This is a genomic window from Burkholderiaceae bacterium (genome assembly GCA_024235995.1).
Classification (GTDB): Bacteria; Pseudomonadota; Gammaproteobacteria; order Burkholderiales; family Burkholderiaceae_C; genus Ottowia.
The window spans coordinates 2,604,062-2,628,734 of sequence record JACKLI010000001.1 but is presented as its reverse complement, the minus strand read 5'-3'; the positions used below and the strand labels follow the sequence as shown (position 1 = coordinate 2,628,734).

20 protein-coding genes are annotated in these 24,673 nt (G+C 70.1%); 10 read left to right on the top strand and 10 right to left on the bottom strand.

Going from position 1 to position 24,673, the window contains the following annotated elements; all coding sequences use genetic code 11:
- Window positions 1–3: 3 nt before the first annotated feature.
- The gene (ubiD, locus tag H6927_12550) at window positions 4–1,488 is read left to right on the top strand and encodes a 4-hydroxy-3-polyprenylbenzoate decarboxylase (GenBank protein ID MCP5218925.1); all 1,485 of its coding nucleotides are present in this window, start codon (window positions 4–6) and stop codon (window positions 1,486–1,488) included.
- A 3-nt stretch (window positions 1,489–1,491) separates the two neighbouring features.
- On the opposite strand, the gene H6927_12545 is transcribed toward ubiD, so the two are convergent.
- Window positions 1,492–2,562: a quinone-dependent dihydroorotate dehydrogenase gene (locus tag H6927_12545; protein MCP5218924.1), complete on the bottom strand. Its 1,071-nt coding sequence runs from the start codon at window positions 2,560–2,562 to the stop codon at window positions 1,492–1,494.
- Window positions 2,563–2,605: 43 nt separating this feature from the next.
- Between H6927_12545 and rpiA the strand changes: the two genes are divergently transcribed.
- A complete protein-coding gene (gene rpiA / locus H6927_12540; protein MCP5218923.1) occupies window positions 2,606–3,295 on the top strand; it encodes a ribose-5-phosphate isomerase RpiA in 690 nt (229 codons plus the stop codon).
- 249 nt (window positions 3,296–3,544) lie between these two features.
- A complete protein-coding gene (locus tag H6927_12535; GenBank protein MCP5218922.1) occupies window positions 3,545–4,666 on the top strand; it encodes a hypothetical protein in 1,122 nt (373 codons plus the stop codon).
- Between the two features lie 19 nt (window positions 4,667–4,685).
- On the opposite strand, the gene H6927_12530 is transcribed toward H6927_12535, so the two are convergent.
- The gene (locus H6927_12530) at window positions 4,686–5,450 is read right to left on the bottom strand and encodes a zinc ribbon domain-containing protein (protein ID MCP5218921.1); all 765 of its coding nucleotides are present in this window, start codon (window positions 5,448–5,450) and stop codon (window positions 4,686–4,688) included.
- 139 nt (window positions 5,451–5,589) lie between these two features.
- Between H6927_12530 and H6927_12525 the strand changes: the two genes are divergently transcribed.
- Window positions 5,590–6,861: an Nramp family divalent metal transporter gene (locus tag H6927_12525; protein MCP5218920.1), complete on the top strand. Its 1,272-nt coding sequence runs from the start codon at window positions 5,590–5,592 to the stop codon at window positions 6,859–6,861.
- A 6-nt stretch (window positions 6,862–6,867) separates the two neighbouring features.
- Here H6927_12525 and H6927_12520 read toward each other — a convergent pair whose 3' ends face one another.
- The gene (locus H6927_12520) at window positions 6,868–8,250 is read right to left on the bottom strand and encodes a tRNA 5-hydroxyuridine modification protein YegQ (GenBank protein ID MCP5218919.1); all 1,383 of its coding nucleotides are present in this window, start codon (window positions 8,248–8,250) and stop codon (window positions 6,868–6,870) included.
- Between the two features lie 138 nt (window positions 8,251–8,388).
- Here H6927_12520 and H6927_12515 point away from each other — a divergent pair, with 138 nt between their 5' ends.
- The 5 genes from H6927_12515 (at window position 8,389) to H6927_12495 (ending at window position 14,926) form a co-directional block, all read left to right on the top strand.
- Window positions 8,389–8,898, top strand: coding sequence for a macro domain-containing protein (locus H6927_12515; protein MCP5218918.1), 510 nt, complete (start codon window positions 8,389–8,391; stop codon window positions 8,896–8,898).
- 64 nt (window positions 8,899–8,962) lie between these two features.
- Entirely contained in the window at window positions 8,963–9,577 is a 615-nt protein-coding gene (locus H6927_12510; protein ID MCP5218917.1) for a DUF3617 domain-containing protein, read from the top strand.
- Between the two features lie 191 nt (window positions 9,578–9,768).
- A complete protein-coding gene (locus tag H6927_12505; protein ID MCP5218916.1) occupies window positions 9,769–12,636 on the top strand; it encodes an aconitate hydratase in 2,868 nt (955 codons plus the stop codon).
- 39 nt (window positions 12,637–12,675) lie between these two features.
- The gene (locus H6927_12500; GenBank protein ID MCP5218915.1) at window positions 12,676–13,887 is read left to right on the top strand and encodes an FAD-dependent monooxygenase; all 1,212 of its coding nucleotides are present in this window, start codon (window positions 12,676–12,678) and stop codon (window positions 13,885–13,887) included.
- A gap of 40 nt (window positions 13,888–13,927) precedes the next feature.
- Entirely contained in the window at window positions 13,928–14,926 is a 999-nt protein-coding gene (locus H6927_12495) for a D-glycerate dehydrogenase (protein MCP5218914.1), read from the top strand.
- A 7-nt stretch (window positions 14,927–14,933) separates the two neighbouring features.
- Here the strand turns inward: H6927_12495 and lysS are convergent, their stop codons facing one another.
- On the bottom strand, window positions 14,934–16,493 hold the full coding sequence (gene lysS / locus H6927_12490) for a lysine--tRNA ligase (protein MCP5218913.1): 1,560 nt from the start codon (window positions 16,491–16,493) through the stop codon (window positions 14,934–14,936).
- A gap of 264 nt (window positions 16,494–16,757) precedes the next feature.
- Between lysS and H6927_12485 the strand changes: the two genes are divergently transcribed.
- Window positions 16,758–17,327: a YggT family protein gene (locus H6927_12485; GenBank protein MCP5218912.1), complete on the top strand. Its 570-nt coding sequence runs from the start codon at window positions 16,758–16,760 to the stop codon at window positions 17,325–17,327.
- A gap of 27 nt (window positions 17,328–17,354) precedes the next feature.
- Here the strand turns inward: H6927_12485 and H6927_12480 are convergent, their stop codons facing one another.
- From H6927_12480 to H6927_12455, 6 genes are all read right to left on the bottom strand, one after another.
- Entirely contained in the window at window positions 17,355–18,227 is an 873-nt protein-coding gene (locus H6927_12480) for an acetyl-CoA carboxylase carboxyltransferase subunit beta (protein ID MCP5218911.1), read from the bottom strand.
- A gap of 32 nt (window positions 18,228–18,259) precedes the next feature.
- The gene (locus H6927_12475) at window positions 18,260–19,069 is read right to left on the bottom strand and encodes a tryptophan synthase subunit alpha (GenBank protein MCP5218910.1); all 810 of its coding nucleotides are present in this window, start codon (window positions 19,067–19,069) and stop codon (window positions 18,260–18,262) included.
- A complete protein-coding gene (trpB, locus tag H6927_12470) occupies window positions 19,066–20,313 on the bottom strand; it encodes a tryptophan synthase subunit beta (GenBank protein ID MCP5218909.1) in 1,248 nt (415 codons plus the stop codon). The genes H6927_12475 and trpB overlap by 4 nt, the downstream gene beginning before the upstream one ends.
- Window positions 20,310–21,113, bottom strand: a complete 804-nt coding sequence (locus tag H6927_12465) for a phosphoribosylanthranilate isomerase (protein MCP5218908.1) — start codon at window positions 21,111–21,113, stop codon at window positions 20,310–20,312. Before H6927_12465 ends, trpB begins: the two co-directional genes overlap by 4 nt.
- Complete coding sequence (gene truA, locus H6927_12460) at window positions 21,110–21,895, bottom strand: tRNA pseudouridine(38-40) synthase TruA (protein MCP5218907.1); 786 nt, start codon at window positions 21,893–21,895, stop codon at window positions 21,110–21,112. The genes H6927_12465 and truA overlap by 4 nt, the downstream gene beginning before the upstream one ends.
- A gap of 93 nt (window positions 21,896–21,988) precedes the next feature.
- Complete coding sequence (locus H6927_12455) at window positions 21,989–24,670, bottom strand: fimbrial protein FimV (protein MCP5218906.1); 2,682 nt, start codon at window positions 24,668–24,670, stop codon at window positions 21,989–21,991.
- Between the last annotated feature and the right edge of the window lie 3 nt (window positions 24,671–24,673).

Below are 24,673 nucleotides of genomic sequence, written 5' to 3'. Positions count from 1 at the left end.
GCCATGCCCGACCGCGACCTGCGCGACTTTCTGACCCGACTGGAGGACGCGGGCGAGCTGCGCCGCATCCGGCACGCCGTCTCTCCGCACCTGGAAATGACGGCCCTCAGCGACCGCGTGCTGCGCGCCGGCGGCCCGGCGCTGCTGTTCGAAAACCCCACGGGCCACACCATGCCTGTGCTGACCAACCTGTTCGGCACGCCCGGGCGCGTGGCGCGGGCGCTGGGCGTGGCGGGGCTGGCCGACATCCGCGCCTTTGGCGAGGTGCTGGCGCAACTGAAAGAGCCCGAGCCCCCGCGCGGCATGAAAGAGCTGTGGGGCCGGCGCGATCTCATCAAGACCCTGTGGAGCATGGCGCCCGCCGTGCTGCGCCATCCGCCGTGCCAGCAGATCGTGGAGGAGGGCGGCGACGTGGACCTGAGCCGCCTGCCCATCCAGCATTGCTGGCCCGGCGACGTGGCGCCGCTCGTCACCTGGGGCTTGACCATCACGCGCGGCCTCCAAATGACGCGGCAAAACCTGGGCATCTATCGCCAGCAGGTCATCGGCAAGAACCAGCTCATCATGCGCTGGCTGGCGCACCGCGGCGGCGCGCTGGACTTTGCCGAGCATGGCCGGCAAAACCCCGGCCAGCCCTATCCGGTGGCCGTTGCCATCGGGGCCGACCCGGCCACCCTTCTGGGCGCTGTGACGCCCGTGCCCGACAGCCTGTCTGAGTATCAATTTGCCGGCCTGCTGCGCGGCGCGCGCACCGAAGTGGCCCCCGCCATCGGCGTGCCGCTGCAGGTGCCGGCCCACGCCGAGATCGTGCTCGAAGGCCACATCCAGCCCGATGCCGCGCACCCCAGCGGCTGGCAGCACGCGCTGGAAGGGCCGTATGGCGACCACACCGGCTACTACAACGAGCGCGCCGAGTTCCCGGTGTTCACCGTCGAGCGCATCACGCGGCGCGAAGGCGCCATCTACCACAGTACCTACACCGGCAAGCCGCCCGACGAGCCCGCCATGCTGGGCCTGGCGCTCAACGAGCTGTTCGTGCCGCTGCTGCAGCGCGCCTTCCCCGAAATCATCGACTTCTACCTGCCGCCCGAGGCCTGCAGCTACCGCATGGCCGTGGTGCGCATCCGCAAGGCCTACGCCGGCCACGCGCGGCGTGTGATGATGGGCGTGTGGAGCCACCTGCGACAGTTCCTGTACACCAAGTTCATCGTGGTGGTGGACGAGGACGTGGACGCGCGCGATTGGAAGGAAGTGATCTGGGCCATGAGCACGCGAATGGACCCGGCGCGCGACACCCTGCTGATCGAGCACACGCCCATCGACTACCTGGACTTTGCCTCGCCCGTGGCCGGCCTGGGCAGCAAGATGGGGTTGGACGCCACCAACAAGTGGCCCGGCGAAACCCAGCGCGAATGGGGGCGTCCCATGGCCATGGACGGTGACGTCAGCACCCGCATGAATGCGCTGGCGGATGCGCTGGGCTTGTAGGCATCAAGTCCGTGCGTGCCCGCGCAGCGCCTGTGCCACCTCATGCACCAGCGCCGGGCCTTTGTAGATCAGGCCGGTGTAGATCTGCACAGCATCGGCGCCGGCCTCGATCTTGGCCACGGCGTCGGCGCCACTCAGAATGCCGCCCACGCCGATGATCGGGAAGTCCTTGCCCAGCGCGGCGCGCAACTGGCGGATCACGCGGTTGCTGGCTTCGCGCACCGGCGCGCCCGACAGGCCGCCGGCTTCGCCCGCGTGCGGCAGGCCCTGCACCGCATCGCGCGCCAGCGTGGTGTTGGTGGCGATCACGCCTTCGATGGCGTGCTGGCGCAGCGCGTCGGCAATGGCCTGCACCTGCGATTCATCCAGGTCGGGCGCGATCTTCAAGAACAGCGGCACGTGCTTGCCGTGCTCGGCGGCCAGCTCGCCCTGGCGGGACTTGAGCGCGGCCAGCAGCGCGTGCAGCGCGGCGTCGCTCTGCAGCTCGCGCAGGTTCTTGGTGTTGGGGCTGGAGATGTTGACCGTGACGTAGTCGGCCCAGGGGTATACGCCGGCCAGGCCCGTCAGGTAGTCGTCGGTGGCGCGCTCGATGGGCGTGGCCGCGTTCTTGCCGATGTTCAGGCCAAGAATCAGGCGCTGGCCCGCATCAGATGTGCGCGAGGTGCTATTGAAACGAGAGTTATTGACGTTGGCGACGAAGGCCTGCAGGCCCTCGTTGTTGAAGCCCATGCGGTTGATCAGCGCCTGGCGCGCCGGCAGGCGGAACATGCGCGGTTTGGGGTTGCCCGGCTGCGCCAGCGGGGTGACGGTGCCCACCTCGACAAAGCCAAAGCCCATGGCGGCCAGGCCGTCGATGGCACGGGCGTTCTTGTCCAGCCCGGCGGCCAGGCCCACGCGGTTGGGCAGGCGCAGGCCGGCCAGCGTGACGGGGTCGCTCATGCGCGGGTTGCACCAGGCCCATTGCAGGGGCGTGCCGGCGCCGCGCGCCAGCAGGGCGATGGTGTGCTCGTGTGCGGTCTCGGGGTCGAGGCTGAACAAGAAGGGCCGGGTCAGGCCGTAGGGCAGCAGGGCCATTGGATAATTTGGGTCGATTCAAAACAGCCGGAAATTGTCGCAAATGACGCAGGACGAACTCAAAGCCATGGTGGGGCGCGCCGCGCTGCAGTACGTGGAGGCGGGCCAGATCGTGGGTGTGGGCACGGGCTCCACGGTCAATCACTTCATCGATGCGCTGGCGACGATGAAGGAGCGCATCCCTGGCGCGGTGTCGTCGTCCGAGGTATCCACCGCCCGGCTGAAGGCCGCCGGCATCCCCGTGTTCGACTGCAATGCCGTGGGCGAGCTGGCGGTGTACATCGACGGCGCCGACGAGATCGACGGCCAGGGCTGCATGATCAAGGGTGGCGGCGCGGCGCTCACGCGCGAGAAGATCGTGGCGGCGCAGGCGCGGCGCTTCGTCTGCATCGCCGACGAGAGCAAGCAGGTCCAGGTGCTGGGGCGCTTTCCGCTGCCGGTGGAGGTGATCCCCATGGCCGCGCAGCGCATCGTGCGCCAGTTCGCGGCCATGAAAGGGCAGGCCGCGCTGCGCCTGAAGGACGGCGTGCCGCTGGTGACCGACAACGGCCAGCACATCCTGGACGTGCGCGGCCTGCAGATCACCGACCCGCTGGGTTTCGAGAGCGAAGTCAACCAGTGGCCCGGCGTGGTCACCGTGGGCGTGTTCGCGCACCAGCGGGCGCAGGTGTGCCTGCTGGGCACGGCGCAGGGCGTGCAGACCCTGCGGTTCACGTCCCGAACAGGCGGATGACCCCATAGACGCCGATCAGCCTCTGCACCGCGAAGGCCGTCAAGCGCAGCAGGGATGACGGCATGAGGGAGTCTCCTTGGGTGATGTGGGGCGGGTGGCCCGAAGACCATCGCCAGACGGGCAGGCGGCAGGTGTGACATTTGGTTGCCATTGGCACGCGCGCTTCATCGGCCCGAAACGGGGCCCCTCTACTGTCGGGCCTGGCACCCAGGAGCGTGCCATACGAAAACAAGCAACAGGAGACTCATCATGCGAACGATCCACGGAAGACTCGACCGCCTGCCGCTTGCCGGGCGATCTGCCACGTGCGCTGCCGGCGCGCTGCTGCTGACGCTGGGCCTGGGCGCCTGTGGCGGGGGCTCGGACGATACCCCGGCGCCGGCCCCATCGCCTGCGCCTGCGCCGGCTCCAGCGCCTGCACCGGCTCCGGCTCCAGTTCCAGCAGGCCCCGACCTGGCCACGCGCACTAGCGCCGCGTCGGCCACGGCGCAAGGCAGCGCCAACGCCTGCGCGCCGATCCAGCCTTTCTACTGGGAGATCGGTGACGTGGGCGGGCGCCTGGCGTCGGGCTCGGTGCCTGCGGCGGGCGGCCAACCGGCCTACACCGGTTCGACCGTGATGGCCATCGCCTCGGCCTCCAAGTGGCTGTACGGCGCCTACGTGGTGCAGCTGCGGCAGGGGCAGCTTACGGACAGCGACATCAAGTTCCTGACGTTCCGCAGCGGCTACACCAGCTTCTCGCGCTGCCTGCCGGGGCAGACGGTGGATGCCTGCGTGGCCTATCAGAACAACGGCGTGTATTCGGCCCGCACGGACGGCTATTTCTCCTATGGCGGCGGCCACATGGAAAAGCACGCCAGCCTGACCGGCCTGGGCCCGGCCGACAACACGGGCCTGGCGGCGGCGCTGCAGGGTCAGCTGGGCAGCGACATCGCGCTCACCTACACCCAGCCGCAGCTGGCCGGCGGCGTGGCCACCAGCGCTGACAACTACGCGGTCTTCCTGCGCAAGATCCTGGTGGGCCAGTTGCTGATGCAGGCGGCGCTGGGCACGCACGCGGTATGCACCAACCCCAGCACCTGCGCGCAGGCGCTGAACGCGCCGGTGCCGGCCAGCGAGAGCTATCACTACTCGATCGGCCACTGGGTGGAGGACGACCCCGCCAACGGCGACGGTGCGTTCAGCAGCGCGGGGGCCTTCGGCTTCTACCCCTGGATCGACGCCAGCAAGAGCTGGTACGGCATCGTGGCGCGCAAGGACAGCAGCCGCATCACCGACCCGGACAACCCCGATGCGGCGGGGCACGGCTTCGACTCGCTGCAGTGCGGGCGGCTGATCCGCGCCGCGTGGATGGATGGCGTGGCGCGTTGAGCGCGCCAGTGCGGGGCGATCAGCCCTCGCCCGAGCCGTGCCGCATGGCGTCCTGCTGCTCGCGCATGCGCACGCACTGCGGGTGGCTGCCCATGCCGGGCTTGTCGCACTCGGTCTGCATGCAGTAGCCCTTGGCCACGAAGCTCTTGTCCGCGCACAGCTCGCGTGGCGGGGCGGGCCGGGGCGCAAGCACCGGCGCCGGGGCAGGGGGCTCGGGCGCTTGCTGCACCACCACCGGGGCCGGCGGCGGTGCGGGCGCGGGTTCGGGGCTGGCCTTGGCGGGCCGCCGGCGCGGCGGCGGCTTGGCGGTGGGGACGGCATCGGCCGTGCCGGCCGCGTGGGCCGAGCTGGCGGAACTGGCCACGGACATGGCACTGGACTGGGTTTGCAACTGCTCCAGGGCCGCGGCAGCCTGAGCGAGCGCGGCCGATTCGGGGGCTGGGGCAAGCTCGGGCGCCGATGCGCTGGGCATGGCCTGGGCTGCGGCCAGCGCGGGCGCCGGGGTGGCGGCGGGCGCGGATGGATCGGCGCGGCCGCCCCACGGCCTCAGAAAGAGGCCCAGGCCGGCCAGCACGGCGATCAGCACGGCGGCACCCAGCAGCACCCGCCGGCCGCGCGGGGCTTCGGGCTGGGCCTTGGGGCGGTGCTTGCGCCGACGCTTGCGGGGTTCCAGGGCGGCGGGCTCGGTCATGGCGCTCAAGGGCACCATCTGGTGCGCGCACTTGAGGCAGAACTTGGCGGAGTCGCGATTTTCAGCGCCGCACTGGGGGCAGATCCGGGACATGCGTGCAGGGGGCGGCGACGGTGGCGGTGCCGGGCGTGGGTGATTTGATTCAAAGTGTAAAGGTTTTGCGGATTGGAGCAAGGGCGGCGTGCAAACGGGCGCCCGGCCTGCACCGACTCGCGGATACTCGCGTCCCATCATGAGTGCCCCCAAGCCCGAGTCCCTCGATCGCGTGCAACGCGGCCTGCGCCAGCTCGGCCCGGGCCTGATCACCGGCGCGGCGGACGACGACCCCAGCGGCATCGCCACCTATTCGCAGGCCGGCGCGCAGTACGGCATGAACATGCTGTGGACGGTGGTACTGGCGCTGCCGCTGATGGTGGCCATCCAGATGGTGAGCGCGCGCATCGGCTACGTCACGGGGCGCGGCCTGTCGGAGAACATGCGCGCCGCCTACCCGCGCTGGGTGGTGCAGGTGTGCGTGGGCCTGCTGGTGATGGCCAACACGCTCAACCTGTCGGCCGACATCGCCGCCATGGGCGAGGCGCTGCGCCTGCTGGTGGGCGGCTCGGCGCACATCTACGCCGTCACCTTCGGGCTGCTGTGCCTGGTGCTGCAGGTGTTCCTGCCGTATGAGCGCTACGTGCGCTGGCTCAAGTGGCTCACGCTGTCGCTGTTCGCCTACGTGGCGGTGGTGCTCACCCTGCGCATCGACTGGGTGGCGGTGGCGCGGGCCGTGGTGTGGCCGCAACTGACGACGGACCATCAGGTGTTCCTGACCGTGGTGGCGGTGCTGGGCACCACCATCAGCCCCTACCTGTTCTTCTGGCAGGCCAGCCAGGAGGTGGAGGACAAGAAGCCCGGCGTGCACAGCGCCGAGGAGGTGCGGTTTCACCTGCGGCGCATCCGCACCGACACGGTGATCGGCATGGGCTTCTCGGAGCTGGTGGCGTTCTGCATCATGCTGGGCACCGCCGCCACGCTGTACGCCGCCGGCGTGCGCGACGTCGAGACCGCCGCGCAGGCGGCCGAGGCGCTGCGGCCGGTGGCGGGCGACTTCGCCTTCCTGGTGTTCGGCCTGGGCATCATCGGCACCGGCATGCTGGCGGTGCCGGTGCTGGCGGGCTCGGCCGCCTATGCCGTGGCGGGCGCCGCGGGCTGGCATGGCAGCCTGTCGCAAACGCTGCGGCGCGGCGAGGGACGGGGCTTCTACAGCGTGATCGCGGCGTCCACCGTGGGCGGGGTGATCCTGTGCTTCACGCCCACCACGGCGATCGAGGAGCTGTTCTGGTCGGCCGTCATCAACGGCGTGGTGGCCGTGCCCATCATGGCGGTGCTGATGCGCCTGGCCAGCCGCCCCGACGTGATGGGCGAGCACGTCATCGGCCGGCGCGTGCGCTGGCTGGGCTGGCTGGCCACCGCGTGCATGGCGCTGCCGGTGATCGGGCTGGCGCTGACCTGGAAATCCTGAGCCCGCTCAGGCGGGCACGCCGGGCGGGGCCTGCAGGCGCGCAATCAGCGCGTGCTCGGCCGGGCCCTCCACCGGAATCCACACGTGCAGCGGGTTGCCCGGCGCCACGGCGATGGCCTGGCCTTCGGCGTTTTTCATGGTCGTGAGCTGCACGGTTCGGTTGCCGGCGGGGTGGATGATCTCGATCCAGTCGCCCACGGCAAAGCGGTTCTTGGTCTCCACCTCGGCCCAGCCGTCCGCCACTGCCTTCACCTCGCCGACGAACTGGCTGCGCGTGGCCACCGAGTGCCCGGTTTCGTAGTTCTGGTAGTTCTGCGCCGGGCGGCGCTCCAGAAAGCCGCTGGTGTAGCCGCGGTTGGCCAGGCCTTCCAGCTCGGTGATCAGCTCGGGGTTGAAGGGGCGGCCGGCCACCGCATCGTCGATGGCGCGGCGGTACACCTGCGCGGTGCGCGCCACGTAGTACTGGCTCTTGGTGCGGCCCTCGATCTTCAGCGAATCCACGCCGATCCGGGCGAGCTTTTCCACCAGCTCGACCGCGCGCAGGTCCTTGCTGTTCATGATGTAGGTGCCGTGCTCGTCCTCCATGATGGGCATCAGCTGGCCGGGGCGGCCTTCTTCCTCGATCAGGTACACCTTGTCGGCGGCGGGGTGGCGTGTGGGTCTTCCCGATCCGGCCTCGTCGGCGCGCTCCTGCTCGGCGCCGAAGGAAAAGCCCTGCAACTGCTCGCCGCGCGCCAGCGCCTCGCCGGTGTTGGGGTCCACGTCCGCGTCTTGCGTCTTGTAGTTCCAGCGGCAGGCGTTGGTGCAGGTGCCCTGGTTGGGGTCGCGCCGGTTGAAGTAGCCCGACAGCAGGCAGCGCCCCGAGTAGGCGATGCACAGCGCGCCGTGCACGAACACCTCCAGCTCCATATCGGGGCACTCCTGGCGGATCTGCTCCACCTCGGCCAGGCTCAGCTCGCGCGAGAGAATGATGCGCGCCACGCCCACGCGCTGCCAGAACTTCACCGCCGCCCAGTTGGTGGTGTTGGCCTGCACGCTGAGGTGGATCGGCACGTGCGGCCACTTCTCGCGCACCTGCATGATCAGGCCTGCGTCGGCCATGATCAGCGCGTCGGGCGCAAGCGCGATCACCGGCTCCAGGTCGCGCAGGTAGGTGCGCAGCTTGTCGTTGTGCGCCAGCAGGTTGCTGGTGACGAAGAACTTTTTGCCGCGCGCATGCGCCTCGGCAATGCCCTGCTGCAGGGCCTCCAGTCGAAACTCGTTGTTGCGCGCGCGCAGGCTGTAGCGCGGCTGGCCGGCGTACACCGCGTCGGCGCCGAAGTCGTAGGCGGCGCGCATCTTGTCCAGGCTGCCGGCGGGCAGCAGCAATTCGGGGGCTCGGGCTGTCATGGCGGCGTATTGTCCCTGCTTCGTGGTTTTTTCGCCGCAGACGGCGGCTGCGCTTGACTCGCCTCAAGCCGCGCGGCCCAGGGCGGGGCTATGGTGAAAGCAAGCCGAATTTCCAACTGTGATGCAAGGAGAAGCACCATGATCCGTGATGTCGAAGGCGACATTCTTTTGAGCGACGCGCAACTGATCGCGCACGGCATTGCCACGCACGAGCCGTTCGATTCGGGGCTGGCGCTGGCGCTGCGCGAGCGCTTTCCCTCCCTGGTGCGCGACTACCGCCACGCCATGCACGCCAAGGAGCCCCGCACGGGCGAAATATGGCTTTGGCGCGGCATCAATGAAGACGGCAGCACGCGCGCCATCGTCAACCTGCTCACGCAGGGCATGCAAAGCCAGGCCAAGTCGGCGCGGCCCACCAAGGCCAGCACCGAGGACGTCAACCAGGTGCTGCGGGCGCTGGCCAAACTGGTGCAGGAGGAGGGCATCCGCAGCATCGCGCTGCCGCGCCTGGCCACGGGTGTGGGCGGGCTCAACTGGGCCGACGTCAAGCCGCTGATTCGCCAGCATCTGGGCGAGCTGGGCGTCCCGGTGCTGGTCTACGAGGTCTACCGCAAGGACCAGAAAGCCGACGAGAGGCTGGCCGCCTGACACCCGGCAGCACGCCGCGCGCCGCTGTACCATCGCGGCCTTTCATTCACATCGAACGAACGACATGAAAAAGGCTGCGATTGCGCTCATTGCCCTCGGCGCGCTGGGCGCCGCCCAGGCGGCCGGCGGCCTCAAGGCGGGCCTGTGGGAAACGCGCCCCATCCGCATGACGATGGACGGCAAGGACATGCTGCCGCAAATGCGCCAGGCCGACGAGCAGATGCGCGCCATGCTGGCCAAGATGACGCCCGAGCAGCGCAGGCAGGTGGGCGGGGCGCTGGCCAACCGGGGCACCGAGCCGCTGACGCAACGCCTGTGCATCAGCCCCGAGATGGCGGCGCGCGAGCAGCCCCTGGTGCCGCGCCCGGCCGGCGCCGACTGCGAGCCGCCCAGGATCGAGCGCGAGGGCAACCGCACCCGCTTCGAGCTGGCCTGCAAGCCGCGCGGCGGCGGCACAATGACGGGCAAGGGCGAAACCACGGTGGCCGGCGATCGGGTCACCACCCGCCTGGACACCACCCGCACCGACAAGGCCGGCGCGCGCCAGACGTCGGCCACCGAAACCCAGATGAAGTGGCTGGGCGCCGATTGCGGCGCCGTCAAGCCGCTCGATCAGCTCGCACGCCAGGCGGCGGCCGCGGCCGCCAGCGCGCCGCGCGCGCCCGCAGCGCGCAAGTGAACGGCGCGCGCGGCACCCGCCGATAACTATCTTTATCATAGCTGCTGGCGCTTGATCCATGCGGGCTATGGTCCCATTTGATTCCGAAATGACCGGAGTTTGACCTTTCCGCCGGCAAGCGCAATCGGGCGCTGCCACAATGGTGCAATACCTCCGCTGCCGCGGTCCGTCCACCCCCGAAGGAGCAAACCATGGCCCATACTCCAAGCCCGCACGCCTTCGCCGCCACCCGCAAGTCGTTCAAGACCGCCTCCGGCAAGACCGGGCAGTTCTACTCGCTGCCGGCGCTGGCGCGCGAGTTTCCCAACGTCAAGCGGCTGCCGCACTCGATCCGCATCGTGCTGGAGTCGGTGCTGCGCCACTGCGACGGCCGCAAGATCACGCGCGAGCACGTCGAGCAGCTGGCCAACTGGCGGCCCAACGCCGCGCGCACCGAGGAGATTCCCTTCACCGTGGCGCGCGTGCTGCTGCAGGACTTCACCGGCGTGCCGCTGCTGGTGGACCTGGCGGCCATGCGCGCGGCAGCCCGGCAGGTGGGCAAGGACCCGGCCAGGGTCGAGCCGCTGGTGCCGGTCGACCTGGTGGTGGACCACTCGGTGATGGTGGACTACTACGGCGTCAAGAACGCGCTGCAGCAGAACATGAAGCTGGAGTTCCAGCGCAACCACGAGCGCTACCAGTTCATGAAGTGGGGCATGCAGGCCTTCGACACCTTCCGCGTGGTGCCGCCGGGCTTCGGCATCTGCCACCAGGTCAACCTGGAGTATCTGACCAAGGGCGTGCACAGGACGGCGGACGGCCTGGTCTACCCCGACTCGCTGGTGGGCACCGACAGCCACACCACCATGATCAACGGCGTGGGCGTGGTGGGCTGGGGCGTGGGCGGCATCGAGGCCGAGGCCGCCATGCTGGGCCAGCCGATGTACTTCCTGACGCCGGACGTGGTGGGCTTCGAGCTGAAGGGCCGCCTGCGCGAGGGCTGCACCGCCACCGACCTGGTGCTGACGGTGACCGAAATCCTGCGCCAGCACAAGGTGGTGGGCAAGTTCGTCGAATACTTCGGCGAAGGCACGGCCTCGCTGTCGGTGCCCGACCGCGCCACCCTCGGCAACATGTCGCCCGAGTACGGCGCCACCATGGGGCTGTTTCCGGTCGACGAGCGCACCATCGAATACTTCGAGGGCACGGGCCGCACCAAGGCCGAGCGCGAGGTGTTCGAGGCCTACTTCCGCGCCCAGGGCCTGTTCGGCGCCGCGCGCGCGGGCGAGGTCGATTACTCGCAGGTCATCACGCTGGATTTGGGCGACGTCACGCCCAGCATCGCCGGCCCGCGCCGCCCGCAGGACCGCATCGAGCTGGGCCGCGCGGCCGAGCGCTTCCAGGCGCTGTTCAGCACGCCGATGGAGCAGGGCGGCTTCAGCCGGCCCGCGCAGGCGCTGGACGAGCGCGTGCGCCTGCACGCCGGCGACGCGGGGCCCGACGCCGTCGAGGCCGAGGCGGCCTCTGCCGGCTGCGCCCGCAACGTGGTCGAGATGAGCGGCAACAAGCCGGTCGGCCAGACGCACGCGACGCGCAACCGCGACAGCGACTATTCCATCGGCAACGGCGACGTGCTGATCGCCGCCATCACCAGCTGCACCAACACCAGCAACCCCAGCGTGATGCTGGCCGCCGGCCTGCTGGCCAAGAAGGCGGTTCAGGCGGGGCTGAAGGTGTCGCGCCACATCAAGACCTCGCTGGCGCCGGGTTCGCGCATCGTCACCGAATACCTGACCGAAACCGGCCTGCTGCCCTACCTCGAGAAACTGGGCTTCACCGTGGCCGCCTACGGCTGCACCACCTGCATCGGCAACGCGGGCGACCTGGCGCCGGAGATCAACCAGGCCATCCTGGACCATGAGCTGGTGTGCGCATCCGTGCTGTCGGGCAACCGCAACTTCGAGGCGCGCATCCACCCCAACCTGAAGGCCAATTTCCTGATGAGCCCGCCGCTGGTGGTCGCCTACGCCATTGCCGGCAGCGTGCGCGTCGACCTGATGACGCAGCCCGTGGGCAAGGGCAAGGGCGGCCGCGACGTGTACCTGGGCGACATCTGGCCCACCAGCGACGAGGTGCAAAAGCTGCTGAAGTACGCCATGAAGGGCAAGGCCTTCCGCGAGAACTACGCCAAGATCGCCACCGAGCCGGGCAAGCTGTGGCAGGCCATTGCGGGCGTCACGGGGCAGGTCTACGACTGGCCGACCAGCACCTACATCGCCCAGCCGCCGTTCTTCGAGGACTTCGTGCGCAACCAGGGGCGCACCGACGCCGGCGCGGCGGGGGCGGGCGAGCGCTTTTCGGTGCGCGGCGCGCGCATCATGGCGCTGTTCGGCGACTCGGTCACCACCGACCACATCTCGCCGGCCGGCCGCATCAAGGACAGCTCGCCCGCCGGGCAGTGGCTGCAGGCGCACGGCGTGGCCAAGCAGGACTTCAACAGCTACGGCTCGCGCCGCGGCCAGCACGAGGTGATGATGCGCGGCACCTTCGCCAACGTGCGCATCAAGAACCTGATGATCCCGCCCAAGGCCGACGGCAGCCGCGAGGAGGGCGGCCTGACGCTGGCGCAACCCTCGGGCCAAAAGAAATACATCTTCGACGCCGCCATGGACTACATGCAGGCCGGCACGCCCACGGTCATCTTCGCGGGCGAGGAATACGGCACCGGCTCGAGCCGCGACTGGGCCGCCAAGGGCACGCAGCTGCTGGGCATCAAGGCCGTGGTGGCGCGCAGCTTCGAGCGCATCCACCGCAGCAACCTGGTCGGCATGGGCGTGCTGCCGCTGCAGTTCAAGAGCGGCCAGTCGTGGGGCAGCCTGGGCCTGAAGGGCGACGAGCGGGTCGACATCGAGCTGCCGGCCGAGCTGAGGCCCCAGGGCGAGGCGCGCCTGCTCATCCAGCGGGCCGACGGGTCGCGCCAGGAGGCCAGGTTGACGCTGCGCATCGACACCCCGATCGAAGTCGACTACTTCCGCGCCGGCGGCATCCTGCCCTACGTGCTGGAGCAGTTGCTGGCCTGAGCGCCTGAAAAGTCTGTCCGGCATGGGAGGGGATCGGCCTTGAGCGCACCGCAGCAATTGCTGGTGGCCGGCGGCGGCATCGGTGCCATGGCTGCCGCCTGCGCCGTGGCGCGCGCCGGCTGGCAGGTGCGCGTGTTCGAGCGCACGCCGGTGTTCGCCGAGGTGGGCGCCGGGCTGCAACTGGGCCCCAACGTCACGCGCATCCTGCATGCCTGGGGCCAGCAGGACGCCTTGCGCGCCGTGGCGGCCTACCCGCGGCGCTTGGTGGTGCGCAACGCCGAGTCCGGCGCCGAGCTGGGCGAGCTGCCGCTGGGCGAACGCGCTCTGCAGCGCTACGGCGCGCCCTACGTCACGGTGCACCGGGCCGACCTGCATGCCCTGCTGCTGGCCCTGGCCCAGGCCACGGGCGAGGTGCAGATCCGCCTGGGCCAGACCTTGACGCGCTTTCAGGACGACGGCGCCGCGGTGTGCGTGCGCACCGGCGGCGGCAGCGAGGTGGAGGGTGACGCGCTGCTGGGCGCCGATGGCCTGCTGAGCGCCGTGCGCCAGCAGCTGCTGGGCGACGGCCCGCCCCAGCCCGTGGGCGACCTGGCCTATCGCGCCATGCTGCGCATGGACGCGCTGCCGCCCGCCTGGCATGCCAACGAGGTGACGGTGTGGATGGGCACCGACCTGCACCTGGTGCACTACCCGGTGCGCGCCGGCGCGGCCCTGAACGTGGTGGCCATCCTGCGCCACGCGGCGCCCCGGGCGCCGGCCGGGCGCGACGACGACGCCGTGCCGTCCGGCGAGCTGGCCCGCGCGCTGGGCAGCCTGGGCGTCGTCTGCGCGCCGCTGCGCGAGCTGGTGGAGGCGGCCACGGGGGCCAGCCTCAACCCGCAGACCTGGCGCCGCTGGGTGCTGGCCGCGCGCGCGCCGGTCGATGGGGCCGACGAGCTGGCGCGTGGGCGCGTGGCGCTGCTGGGCGACGCGGCCCACCCCATGCGCCCCTACATGGCGCAGGGCGCCGGCATGGCGATCGAGGACGCGGCCGAGCTGGCGCGGTCGCTGGCCATGACGGCGGTGGACGTGCCCACCCGCCTGCGCCGCTATGCGCAGGCGCGCTGGCAGCGCGTGGCGCGGGTGCAGGCGCGCTCCATGCGCAACGGCGAGATCTTTCATGCCCGCGGGCTGGTGCGGGTGGGGCGCGACGCCTCGATCCGCCTGCTGGGCGAGCGCGTGCTGGACGTGCCCTGGCTGTATTCGCGCTGAGCCGCGCACGGCCGCCTGGAGCAGCGCCTAAACTCGGCGCATGAGCTCGACCACACCCGCCAAACCCGCCATCTTCGTTGCGCGCCGCATCTTCCCCGAGGTGATCGAGAAGCTGTCCGCGCAACTGGACGTCAGCACCAACCAGGCCGACGACACGCTTTCACCCGACGAGCTGATCGCCCGCCTGCAGGGCAAGCGCGGCGTCTTCACCGCGGGCGGCGATCGCATCGACGCGCGCCTGCTGGCCGCCTGCCCCGACCTGCGCATCTGCGCCAACATGGCCGTGGGCTACAACAACTTCGACCTGCCGGCCATGACGGCGGCCGGCGTGCTGGCCACCAACGCCCCCGACGTGCTGACCGAAACCACCGCCGATGGCGGCTTTGCGCTGCTGATGGCCGCCGCGCGCCGCATCACCGAGGGCGAGCATTACCTGCGCGCCGGCCGCTGGCAGCGCTGGTCCTACGACATGCTGGTGGGCCAGGACGTGCATGGCGCCACCCTGGGCATCCTGGGCATGGGCCGCATCGGCCAGGCCATTGCGCGGCGCGGCGCGCTGGGCTTCGGCATGAAGGTGCTCTATCACAACCGCACCCGCCTGCCGACCGCGGAAGAAGCGGCCGTGCAGGCCGAATACGTCGGCAAGGACGATTTGCTGCGCCGCGCCGACCACGTGATGGTGGTGCTGCCCCTGACAGCCGAGACGCGCCACTGCATCGGCGCGGCCGAGCTGGCGCTGATGAAGCCCACGGCCACCCTGGTCAACATCGGCCGCGGCGGCGTGGTGGACGACGCCGCGCTGGCGCAGGCGCTGCGTGCCGGGCGCATCGCGGCGGCCGGGCTGGACGTGTTCGAGGGCGAGCCCCAGGTCCACCCCGAGCTGCTGGCCTGCACCAACGTGGCCCTCACGCCGCACATCGCCAGCGCCAGCCTGCCCACGCGCCTAGCCATGGCCCACCTGGCGGCCGACAACCTGATCGGCTATCTGACGCAGGGCAGGGCGCTGACGCCGCTGAACCCCGAGGTGATGAAGGGCTGACCTAGCCTCAACCCGCCTCGCGCCGCAGCGCCGGGAACAGGATCACGTCGCGGATGCTGGCGCTGTCGGTCAGCAGCATCATCAGGCGGTCGATGCCCACGCCGCAGCCGCCGGTGGGCGGCATGCCGTATTCGAGCGCGCGCACGAAGTCGTGGTCGTAGAACATGGCTTCCTCGTCGCCCGCATCCTTGGCGCTGGCCTGCGCGGCGAAGCGCGCGGCCTGGTCCTCGGCGTCGTTCAGCTCGCTGAAGCCGTTGGCCATCTCGCGTCCGGTGATGTACAGCTCGAAGCGCTCGGTCACCTCGGGGCGCGTGTCGTTGGCGCGCGCCAGCGGGCTGATCTCGGTGGGGTGCTCCATGATGAAGGTGGGCTGCCACAGCTTTTCCTCCACCACCTCCTCGAAGTACAGCACCTGCAGGCTGGCCAGGCTGCGAGCACTCAGCTTGTCCTTGGCTTCCGAGAGGCCCAGCTTCTTCAGCCGCTCGATCAGCGCGGCGGCGTCATCCACGCCGGCGCCGATGTCGGTGTGCGCGGCAATCGCCTCGCGGATGGTCAGGCGCGCGAAGGGCTGGGCCAGGTCGACCGGCTTGCCCTGGTACCTGAGCTGCAGCGAGCCGGTGGCGCGCTGGGCGCTGTCGCGCAGCAGCGCTTCGGTGAAGTCCATCAGGTCCTGGTAGTTCCAGTATGCGGCGTAGAACTCCATCATGGTGAACTCGGGGTTGTGCCGCACGCTGATGCCTTCGTTGCGAAAGCTGCGGTTGATCTCGAACACGCGCTCGAAGCCGCCGACGATCAGGCGCTTCAGGTACAGCTCGGGCGCGATGCGCAGGAACATCTGCTGGTCGAGCGCGTTGTGGTGCGTGACGAAGGGCTTGGCGTTGGCCCCGCCCGGAATGGGGTGAAGCATGGGCGTTTCCACCTCCATGAAGCCGGCGCCGGTCATGAAGGCGCGCATGGCCGCCAGGGTCTGGCTGCGCAGGGCAAAGCGGGCGCGGGCGGCCTCGTCCATGATCAGGTCGACGTAGCGCTGGCGGTACTTCAGCTCCTGGTCCTGCATGCCGTGGAACTTGTCGGGCAGCGGGCGCAGGCTCTTGGTCAGCAGGCGCACCGACGTGGCGTGGATCGACAGCTCGCCGGTCTTGGTCTTGAACAGATGGCCCTCGGCGGCCACGATGTCGCCCAGGTCCCAGTGCTTGAAGGCCGCGTAGGCGTCCTCGCCCACGTCGTCACGCACCACGTAGATCTGGATGCGCCCCGTGGTGTCCTGCAGCGTGGCGAAGCTGGCCTTGCCCATCACGCGCTTGAGCATCATGCGGCCGGCCACGCTCACGGCGATCTTCGCGCCGGCGGCCAGGTCGGCCTCGAATGCCTCTTTTTCAGTAGCGCCGTGCGCTTGGTGCAAGCCGGCTGCGCGGTCTTTTGGCTTGAAATCGTTGGGAAAGGCGACGGCACCGCCCGCCGCCTGCGCGGCGCGCAAGGCCTTGAGCTTGTCGCGCCGCTCGGCGACCAGCTTGTTTTCGTCTTGTTCGGGGGCGGCCGGGGCGGCGGAGGTGGAGGCTTGGTTCATGACGTCGCGGTGAGGGCGGGGCGCGGTGGCGGTGGGGTGCCGCCGGGTTCGTTGCGGCGAAGCGCCCGAGCGGGAGGCCCCAGAAAAAAGGCAACCCGGTATTTTAATGACCAGCCCGGCGCGGCCATGGCCAGGCGGTGAAATGGAACATCAGCGTTCATGTCGCCGGGCCGTTGCCGATCGTCCAGCACGCGCCGCAGGGCCTGGGCCACGGGCCGCTATCATCCTACGCATCTTCCAACCCGATCTGTTGTCCGCACCTGCATGCTGTTCGAGATCCTGACGTTCCTGGTCGAAGTGGCTGTCACCCTGGTCGGCGCGGCCTGCCTGCTGCGGCTGGCCATGCGCTGGCGCCGCATGTCGCTGGCCAACCCGGTGGGGCGCTTCGTGCAGGCGCTGTCGGACTGGCTGGTGCTGCCGCTGCAGCGCCTGCTGCCCGCGGGGGGGCACCTGGACGTGCCCAGCCTGCTGGGCGTGTGGCTGCTCAAGCTGGTGCAATACGCCATGCTGATGAGCCTGCTGGCCAGCCAGCGCTGGAGCGTGCTGCCGCTGCTGGCGCTGCTGGGGGTGGGCAAGCTGGCGGTGTCGGTGGGCACGGCCATCGTCATCGTCGCGGCCGTGATGTCGTGGATGCAGAACCGCACGCTGCTGACCGACGTGCTGGAGCGCCTGGCAGAGCCCATGCTGGCGCCGCTGCGCCGCGTGATCCCGCTGGTCGGCGGCATCGATCTGTCGCCCCTGCTGGCCGTCGTCGTGCTGCAGGTGCTGGGCATCGTCATCGGCTCGCTGCAGGCGGGGCTGCTGGGCAATGCGGTGATGATGGGCGCGGCGTGACGTTTCGCGCGCTGGCGGCGGCGCGGGTTATTCCACCGCATCCGCCGGCTGCCGCTGCAGCATGGCCAGGATGCTGGCCACCTTGTCGCGCAGCTCGCGCCGGTCGCAGATGAAGTCGACGGCGCCCTTGTCCTGTAGGAACTCGGCGCGCTGAAAGCCCTCGGGCAGCTTCACGCGCACGGTGTTCTCGATCACGCGCGGGCCGGCAAAGCCGATCAGGGCCTTGGGCTCGGCGATCACCACGTCGCCCACGAAGGCAAAGCCGGCCGAGACGCCGCCCATGGTGGGGTCGGTCAGCACGCTGATGTAGGGCAGGCCCTTCTTGGCCAGGCGGGTGAGGGCGGCGTTGGTCTTGGCCATCTGCATGAGGCTGAACAAACCTTCTTGCATGCGCGCGCCGCCGGTGGCGGTAAAGCAGATGAAGGGTACCTTCTGCTCGATGGCGGTGTGCACGCCGCGCGCAAAGCGCTCGCCCACCACGCTGCCCATGCTGCCGCCCATGAAGTCGAACTCGAAGGCGGCGGCCACCACGCTGATGCTCTTGACGGCGCCGCCCATCACCACCAGCGCGTCGGTCTCGCCGGTGTTTTCCATCGCTTCCTTGATGCGCTCGGGGTACTTGCGGCTGTCCTTGAACTTGAGCGCGTCGACGGGCACCACCTCCTGCCCGATCTCGTAGCGGCCTTCGCCGTCGAGGAACACGTTGAGCCGCTCGCGCGCGCCGATGCGGTGGTGGTGGCCGCAGTGCGGGCAGACGTTCTGGTTCTGCTCCAAGTCGGTCTTGTACAGCACGGTGTCGCACTCGGGGCACTTGATCCACAGGCCCTCGGGCATCTGCCGGCGCTCGGCGGCGTCGGTGGGTTGGATCTTGGGGGGCAGCAGTTTTTCAAGCCAGCTCATGGTGGGTTCCTTGTCAGATCGTAAACACGTTCTCAAGCGTCGAGGGCGGCGCGGATCGGGCGCAGGAAGTCGGCGGCGGCGGCGGCCACGCGTTCGTGCGGCTGCTGCTCGATCTGCTGGATCAGCCGGCTGCCGATGACCACGGCGTCGGCCACCTGTCCGATGGCGCGGGCGGTCTCGGCGTCGCGGATGCCGAAGCCCACGCCGACCGGGATGTGCACGTGCCGGCGAATGCGCGGCAGCATGGCCTCCACCTCGGCGGTGTCGAGCGCGCCCGAGCCGGTGACGCCTCTGAGCGAGACGTAGTACACGTAGCCGCTGGCCACCTGGGCCACCTGCTGCATGCGCTCGTCGGTGGAGGTGGGGGCCAGCAGAAAGATCAGGTCCATGCCGGCGGCCTTGAGCGCGGCGGAGAACTCGGCGCATTCCTCGGGCGGGTAGTCCACCACCAGCACGCCGTCCACGCCGGCGGCAGCCGCGTCGCGCACGAAGGCGCCGGCGCCATGCTGCTGCTCGTAGCGCTCGATCGGGTTGGCGTAGCCCATCAGCACCACGGGCGTCGTCTTGTCCTTGGCGCGGAAGGCGTGGACCATGGCCAGCACCTGCGCCAGGCCGATGCCCAGGGCCAGGGCGCGGTCGCCGGCTTTCTGGATCACCGGGCCGTCGGCGCTGGGGTCGGAGAAGGGCACGCCCAGCTCGATCACGTCGGCGCCGGCGGCCACCATGCCGTGCATCAGCGCGGGGGTGATGTCGGCGTAGGGGAAGCCGGCCGTGACGTAGGGGATCAGCGCCTTGCGGTTTTTGGCTTTCAGCGCGGCAAAGGTGGCGGCGATACGGCTCATGCCTTGGCTCCTTTCACCACGTGGCCGCGCATCGAGGGGCGGTCGTAGAAGTCGGCGCCATCGAGGTCGGCCACGGTGCCGATGTCCTTGTCGCCGCGGCCCGACAGGCACACCAGGATGGACTGGTCGGGCCGCATGGTGGGGGCGAGCTTGAGCGCATGGGCAAAGGCATGGCTGGATTCCAGCGCGGGGATGATGCCCTCCACGCGGCACAGGTGATGGAAGGCCGCCAGTGCCTCGGCGTCGGTGGCGCCCACGTATTCGGCGCGGCCGGTGTCCTTCAGCCAGGCGTGTTCGGGGCCGACGCCGGGGTAGTCCAGCCCGGCGCTGATGCTGTGCGTCTCGGTGATCTGGCCGTTGGCGTCCTGCAGGATGTAGGTGCGGTTGCCGTGCAGCACGCCCGGACTGCCGCGCTCGAGGCTGGCCGAGTGCTTGCCGCTGTCCAGGCCCTCGCCCGCAGCCTCGACACCGATCAGGCGCACCTTGTCGTGGGTGATGTAGGGATGGAAGATGCCCATGGCGTTGCTGCCGCCGCCCACGCAGGCCAGCACCGCGTCGGGCTGCCGGCCGGCCAGCTCGGGCATCTGCGTCAGGCACTCCTGGCCGATCACGCTCTGGAAGTCGCGCACCATCATGGGGTAGGGGTGGGGGCCGGCCACGGTGCCGATGATGTAGAAGGTGTTGTCCACGTTGGCCACCCAGTCGCGCATGGCCTCGTTCAGCGCGTCCTTCAGGGTCTTGCTGCCCGATTCGACCGGCACCACGGTGGCGCCCAGCAGCTTCATGCGGTAGACGTTGGGGCTTTGGCGCTTGATGTCCTCGCTGCCCATGTAGACCACGCATTCGAGTCCGTAGCGCGCGCAGATGGTGGCCGTGGCCACGCCGTGCTGGCCGGCGCCGGTCTCGGCAATAATGCGCGGCTTGCCCATGCGCCGCGCCAGCATGGCCTGGCCGATGACATTGTTGATCTTGTGCGCGCCGGTGTGGTTGAGGTCTTCGCGCTTGAGGTAGATCTGCGCGCCTTTCAACTCGCGGCTGGTGCGCGCGGCGTGGTAGACGGGCGAGGGGCGGCCCACGTAGTGCTTGAGTTCGGCGTGGAATTCGGCCAGGAAATCGGGGTCGTGCTGGTATCGGGCGTAGGCGGCCTTGAGCTCGTTGATGGCGTAGGTGAGCGTCTCGCTCACGAAGCTGCCGCCGTAGCGGCCGAAGTGCCCGCTGGCGTCGGGCTGGTGGTAGTCGGTCATGGGGTGTTCAATCCTGCAAGGTGCGCGTCGCTCGCGCGCACGGCGGCGACAAAGCGCATGATTTTTTCGGCGTCCTTGATGCCCTTGAGCGGCTTGCCGCCGGGGCCATCGGCTTCGACGCCGGACGAGACGTCAACCGCGAGCGAATGCCCGCGGCCGCGCAGCGCCGACAGGCCAGCGCCCACGTTTGCAGGTGTGAGCCCACCAGACAAGACGAGGTGAGCGGGAACGTTTGTTGGCAGGCGTGACCAATCGAATGTCTTTCCGCCGCCGCCGTAGCCATCGACCTGGGCATCCAGCAAGAGGGCCTGGGCGGCGCTGTAATCGTAGGCAAATTCTAGCAAGTCGAAGCCGCTGGCGATGTCGGACGGAATGCGCGCGGCGCGCCAGAAGGGGCAATGCGCCTGCTGCGCGGCGGCCATGCACGCCTGGGGCGATTCATCACCATGAAATTGCAGGATGGCCGGCGTGACGATTGCCGCAGCAGCTTCGATTTCTGTAGCGCTGGCGTTGACGAACAGCAGCACCGGCGTAACCAGCGGCGGCAGGCGCCGCGCCAGTTCGGCCGCGCGCTGGGGCGTGACGAAACGCGGGCTCTTGGGGTAGAGCACGAAGCCCACGGCATCCACGCCCGCCGCCACGGCGGCGTCCACATCGGGCTCGCGGGTCAGGCCGCAGATCTTGATGCGGGTGCGCGGTGCCATCGTGGCCGCTCCGCCGCCGGGCCGCCCCAAGGCGGAGCGAGCCCCCTCGGGGGGCAGCGAAGCATGCGAAGCAGCGAGCGTGGGGGCATGATTCATGGCAACCAATCATAGGCGGCGGTGCGATCCGGCAGGCCCCAGTGCGCGGCGTAAACGGGGCCACGAAAGTACAGCCCGTCGGGCGCGAAGGTGGGCGCCGCCGCGTCGCGGTCGCGCGCCAGCAGCACCTCCCGCACCCAGCCGGGCGGGTGCAGGCCCTGGCCGACCTGGATCAGGCAGCCCATGATGTTGCGGATCATGTGGTGCAGGAAGGCGTTGGCCTCGAAATCGAAGCGCCAGTAGGCGCCGCGCTGCTCGATGACGATGGGGGCGAGTTGCTTGACGGGCGACAGGGCCTGGCACAGGCTGGCGCGAAAGGAGGTGAAGTCGTGTTCACCCTGCAGGTGCGCGGCGGCAGCGCGCATGGCCGCGCCGTCGAGCGGGCGAAAGCTCCAGCCCACGCGCGTGGCGTCCAGGCTGGGGCGTACCGGCGACTGCAGGACGATGTAGGTGTAGCGGCGGGCCAGGGCGCTGGCGCGGGCATGGAATGGGTCGGGTACCGCCTGCGCCCACTGCACGGCGATGTCGGGCGGCAGGTAGCGGTTGGTGCCGCGCACCCACGAAAACGGCTCGCGCTGCAGCGTGGTGTCGAAGTGCACCACCTGCATCAGGCCATGCACCCCGGCGTCGGTGCGGCCGGCGCACAGGGTGTGCAGGGGCTGGGTGGCGAATTGCCGCAGGGCGCGTTCCAACTGGTCCTGCACGGTTTGGCCGGACGGCTGGCTTTGCCAGCCTTGGTAGCGGGTGCCGGCAAAGCTCAGCCCCAGTGCGATTCGCGTCATGGGTGGATTGTGGCGTGCCAGCGGGCGCCCAAAAAGAACCGGCGCCTCGCGGGCGCCGGCTGGCGAAGACTCGGGGTGCCTGGCGCCTGCGGATCAGAGCTCGGTCAGGAAGCGCTCGGCGCGAACCTTGAGCGCGCCCACGGCCTCGGCCGCGACCTCGGCTGCCAGGGTGCGCGCGCCGTCGATGTCGCCGATGGCGCGGAATTCCTGTGCCAGCGACAGCTTGGTGGACAGCGGATCCTCGTCAACATCGGGCTGCTCGGTCTTGATGTCGCCCGAGCGCGAGTCCGGGTCGATGGACAGGGCATCCATGTCGAACTCGATCATCCCGGAGTTCGAGGCTGGAGGAACGGTCGAAGCGGCCTGCGCGGGTGCGGGAGGGGCCGCGGCGGTCAGTTCGGATGGCGGGGCAAAGTCCATGCCCCCCAGGTCCAGATCGACAAACTCGCTGTCGGCCTTGACTGGAGCGGACGTTTCAATGGCCTGGCGGACCGAAGTCGATGCCGTGCTGGCGGCGGCTGCCGCAGTCCCGACGGCTGCCGCCGCGATGCCCGCGGTGGCGGGCAGCGTGCTGGGTGTGGGCACGGCCTGGCGCACGGAATCACCCACGTCGAGTTTCAGATCCAGCGGCGGGCGCCCGGTGGAGGCCGTGCCGTCCTTGCTCAGGATGACCTGCGCGGTCTGCGGCTCGGTGTCGGCGCCGAACTGGCGCCGCGTGCCGGTGGACGCCACCTTGGGTATCGGCTTGCCGCCGGGCTTGTACATCGGGTTGTTGGGATCCAGTTCGGCGCCCAGGCTGACGATGGCTTGCCAGTCGGGGCCGTCACCTTGGGTCAGTGCATGCGCTTCGGTGGCGATGGCATCGAGCGCGCGGGCGTCGCGCCGCTTGGCATAGATTTCGGCCAGCTTGCGGTGCACCGAGATGCGGCCGGGGTGGGTCAGCAGGGCCTCCTTGAGGATTTCCTCGGCCTGCATGTCGCGGCCGTACGCCAGGTAGACGTCGGCCTCGGCCACCGGGTCCACGTCGCCCGCGGCGTCGAGCTGGCTGGGCGAATAAGCCATGGAGGAAGAGCTGCCGCTGGGGCGCTCCTTGGTGTTGACCTGCTGGCCGCCGCTGCCGCCGAAGAACGAGTCCGGCTGCAGGCGGCTTTCGATGAACTCGCTGTCCCGCTCGACGTCTTTTTGCTTGCGCTGGCGGGCGCGGTAGATGCCCAGGCCGGCCAGCAGCGCGATCAGGCCGGCGCCGGCCGCGGGCAGCAGCGGGTTGTCCATCAGGCCGTCGAGGAAGGAGGGTTCGGCCACCGGGGCTGGCGCGGGTGCGGCGGCCTTGGGCTTGGGGGCCTCGACGCTGGCCGATGCCGCTTCAGCCGGAGCGGCCGTCGATGCCGCCGCCGCCGGCGCCTCTGCCGAGGCAGCCGAACTGGCGCTGGGCGCTGGCGCCACGGTGCTGGCTTCGGTGGGAGTGTCAGCCGCAGCGGTCGTCGCGGCGGAAGCGGCTGACGCAGCCGCCGTGGTGGCGGCACCGGCGGCCAGCGGAACGTTCATGCCGGCTGGCTCACTGCTTGCCGCCGCCGCCGCCGCCGCCGCCGCCGTCGCCGGTGCGGGGCTGGTTGTCGCCGGAGCGCTGGCTGCGCCCTTGAGGCCTTCGAGGGCGCTGATGTTGCGCTTGAGCTCGGCCTCGCGATCGGCTTGCTCCTGCGCCTGGCGCGAGCGCGCCACGGTGGTTTCGGCCCCGCTGGCCGCGCCGCCCTTGCTGATCTTGAGCTGGTCGGGGGCAGGCGCCGGCGCCTGGCGCTCGCTCACCTGTGCCTGCACGCTGCCGCTGGCGGTCTGGCTGCCGCCGGCGTCCTGGGGTTGCGCGGGCGCCGCCTTGGCCACGGAGCGGCGGTAGGCCTGGAAGTCCCTGCTTTGCGCCACGACAGCCCGCCGCGCAGCCTGACGCGAGGTGGTCAGGGCCTGCTCGGCACTGGGCATTTGCAGCACGGCACCGGCCTTGATCAGGTTGACGTTGCCACGAATGAAGGCCTGGGGGTTGGCCTGCAGCAGGGCCACCATCATCTGGTCGAGTGAAACGCCATCGATGGCGTGGGCGCCGGCGATGCGCGAGAGGGTGTCGCCACGCTGGATGGCGACCTGCTCGCCGCCGCCCGATGCCGCTGCGCGCTCGGGGCGCGGCGATGCCTTGGGCGCCGGCGCGGCGCCGCTACGCGGCGTGACCTGCTCGGCGACGGCGGGACGCGCGGGCGCGGCGGAGGGTTCGGGCGCCGGGGCCTGGGGTTGGGTGGCCACCACCGCGGGCAAGGCCTCGCGGCCCGGCGGATCGAGCAGCAGGGTGTAGTCGCGCACGACGCGGCCGTTGGCCCAGTTGGCCTCGATCACGACACCCACGTAGGGTTCGTTGACCGGCCGGTTGCCGACGATGCGCAGGTAGGCCTGGCCGTTGGCGCGGCGCTGCAGCGTGACATGGGTGCCGGCGAGCGCGGGGCTGTAGTTGATCCCGGCGGCGCGAAACGCCTGCGGCGTGCCCATGCTGGCCTGCAGGGTGGACGCTTCCTCGGATGAAAGCTGGGGAATCTCGATCTCGGCCCGCAAGGGCTCGCCCAGTGCCGAACGCACGGAGATGGCCCCGAGGGCCAGTGCCTGGGCATCCAGGCTGACGCCGAGGAGGGCCAGCGCGACGGCCGAGGCCAGAGCGGCTTTTCTGATGATCGGCTGGGCGGCGGTGGCGGCCAGCGCGGGCCAACCCTCATGGCTCTGGACGGTGTTCTTGTGCATGGC

What these genes read in the sequence shown, in the direction of transcription:
- H6927_12475 (MCP5218910.1), bottom strand. Translation starts at nt 19,069, where the DNA reads ATGAGCCGTATCGCCGCCACCTTTGCCGCGCTGAAAGCCAAAAACCGC.
- H6927_12525 (MCP5218920.1), top strand. Translation starts at nt 5,590, where the DNA reads ATGAGTGCCCCCAAGCCCGAGTCCCTCGATCGCGTGCAACGCGGCCTG.
- H6927_12455 (MCP5218906.1), bottom strand. Translation starts at nt 24,670, where the DNA reads ATGCACAAGAACACCGTCCAGAGCCATGAGGGTTGGCCCGCGCTGGCC.
- trpB (MCP5218909.1), bottom strand. Translation starts at nt 20,313, where the DNA reads ATGACCGACTACCACCAGCCCGACGCCAGCGGGCACTTCGGCCGCTAC.
- lysS (MCP5218913.1), bottom strand. Translation starts at nt 16,493, where the DNA reads ATGAACCAAGCCTCCACCTCCGCCGCCCCGGCCGCCCCCGAACAAGAC.
- truA (MCP5218907.1), bottom strand. Translation starts at nt 21,895, where the DNA reads ATGACGCGAATCGCACTGGGGCTGAGCTTTGCCGGCACCCGCTACCAA.
- H6927_12505 (MCP5218916.1), top strand. Translation starts at nt 9,769, where the DNA reads ATGGCCCATACTCCAAGCCCGCACGCCTTCGCCGCCACCCGCAAGTCG.
- H6927_12480 (MCP5218911.1), bottom strand. Translation starts at nt 18,227, where the DNA reads ATGAGCTGGCTTGAAAAACTGCTGCCCCCCAAGATCCAACCCACCGAC.
- H6927_12510 (MCP5218917.1), top strand. Translation starts at nt 8,963, where the DNA reads ATGAAAAAGGCTGCGATTGCGCTCATTGCCCTCGGCGCGCTGGGCGCC.
- ubiD (MCP5218925.1), top strand. Translation starts at nt 4, where the DNA reads ATGCCCGACCGCGACCTGCGCGACTTTCTGACCCGACTGGAGGACGCG.
- rpiA (MCP5218923.1), top strand. Translation starts at nt 2,606, where the DNA reads ATGACGCAGGACGAACTCAAAGCCATGGTGGGGCGCGCCGCGCTGCAG.
- H6927_12515 (MCP5218918.1), top strand. Translation starts at nt 8,389, where the DNA reads ATGATCCGTGATGTCGAAGGCGACATTCTTTTGAGCGACGCGCAACTG.
- H6927_12535 (MCP5218922.1), top strand. Translation starts at nt 3,545, where the DNA reads ATGCGAACGATCCACGGAAGACTCGACCGCCTGCCGCTTGCCGGGCGA.
- H6927_12530 (MCP5218921.1), bottom strand. Translation starts at nt 5,450, where the DNA reads ATGTCCCGGATCTGCCCCCAGTGCGGCGCTGAAAATCGCGACTCCGCC.
- H6927_12465 (MCP5218908.1), bottom strand. Translation starts at nt 21,113, where the DNA reads ATGAATCATGCCCCCACGCTCGCTGCTTCGCATGCTTCGCTGCCCCCC.
- H6927_12520 (MCP5218919.1), bottom strand. Translation starts at nt 8,250, where the DNA reads ATGACAGCCCGAGCCCCCGAATTGCTGCTGCCCGCCGGCAGCCTGGAC.
- H6927_12495 (MCP5218914.1), top strand. Translation starts at nt 13,928, where the DNA reads ATGAGCTCGACCACACCCGCCAAACCCGCCATCTTCGTTGCGCGCCGC.
- H6927_12485 (MCP5218912.1), top strand. Translation starts at nt 16,758, where the DNA reads ATGCTGTTCGAGATCCTGACGTTCCTGGTCGAAGTGGCTGTCACCCTG.
- H6927_12545 (MCP5218924.1), bottom strand. Translation starts at nt 2,562, where the DNA reads ATGGCCCTGCTGCCCTACGGCCTGACCCGGCCCTTCTTGTTCAGCCTC.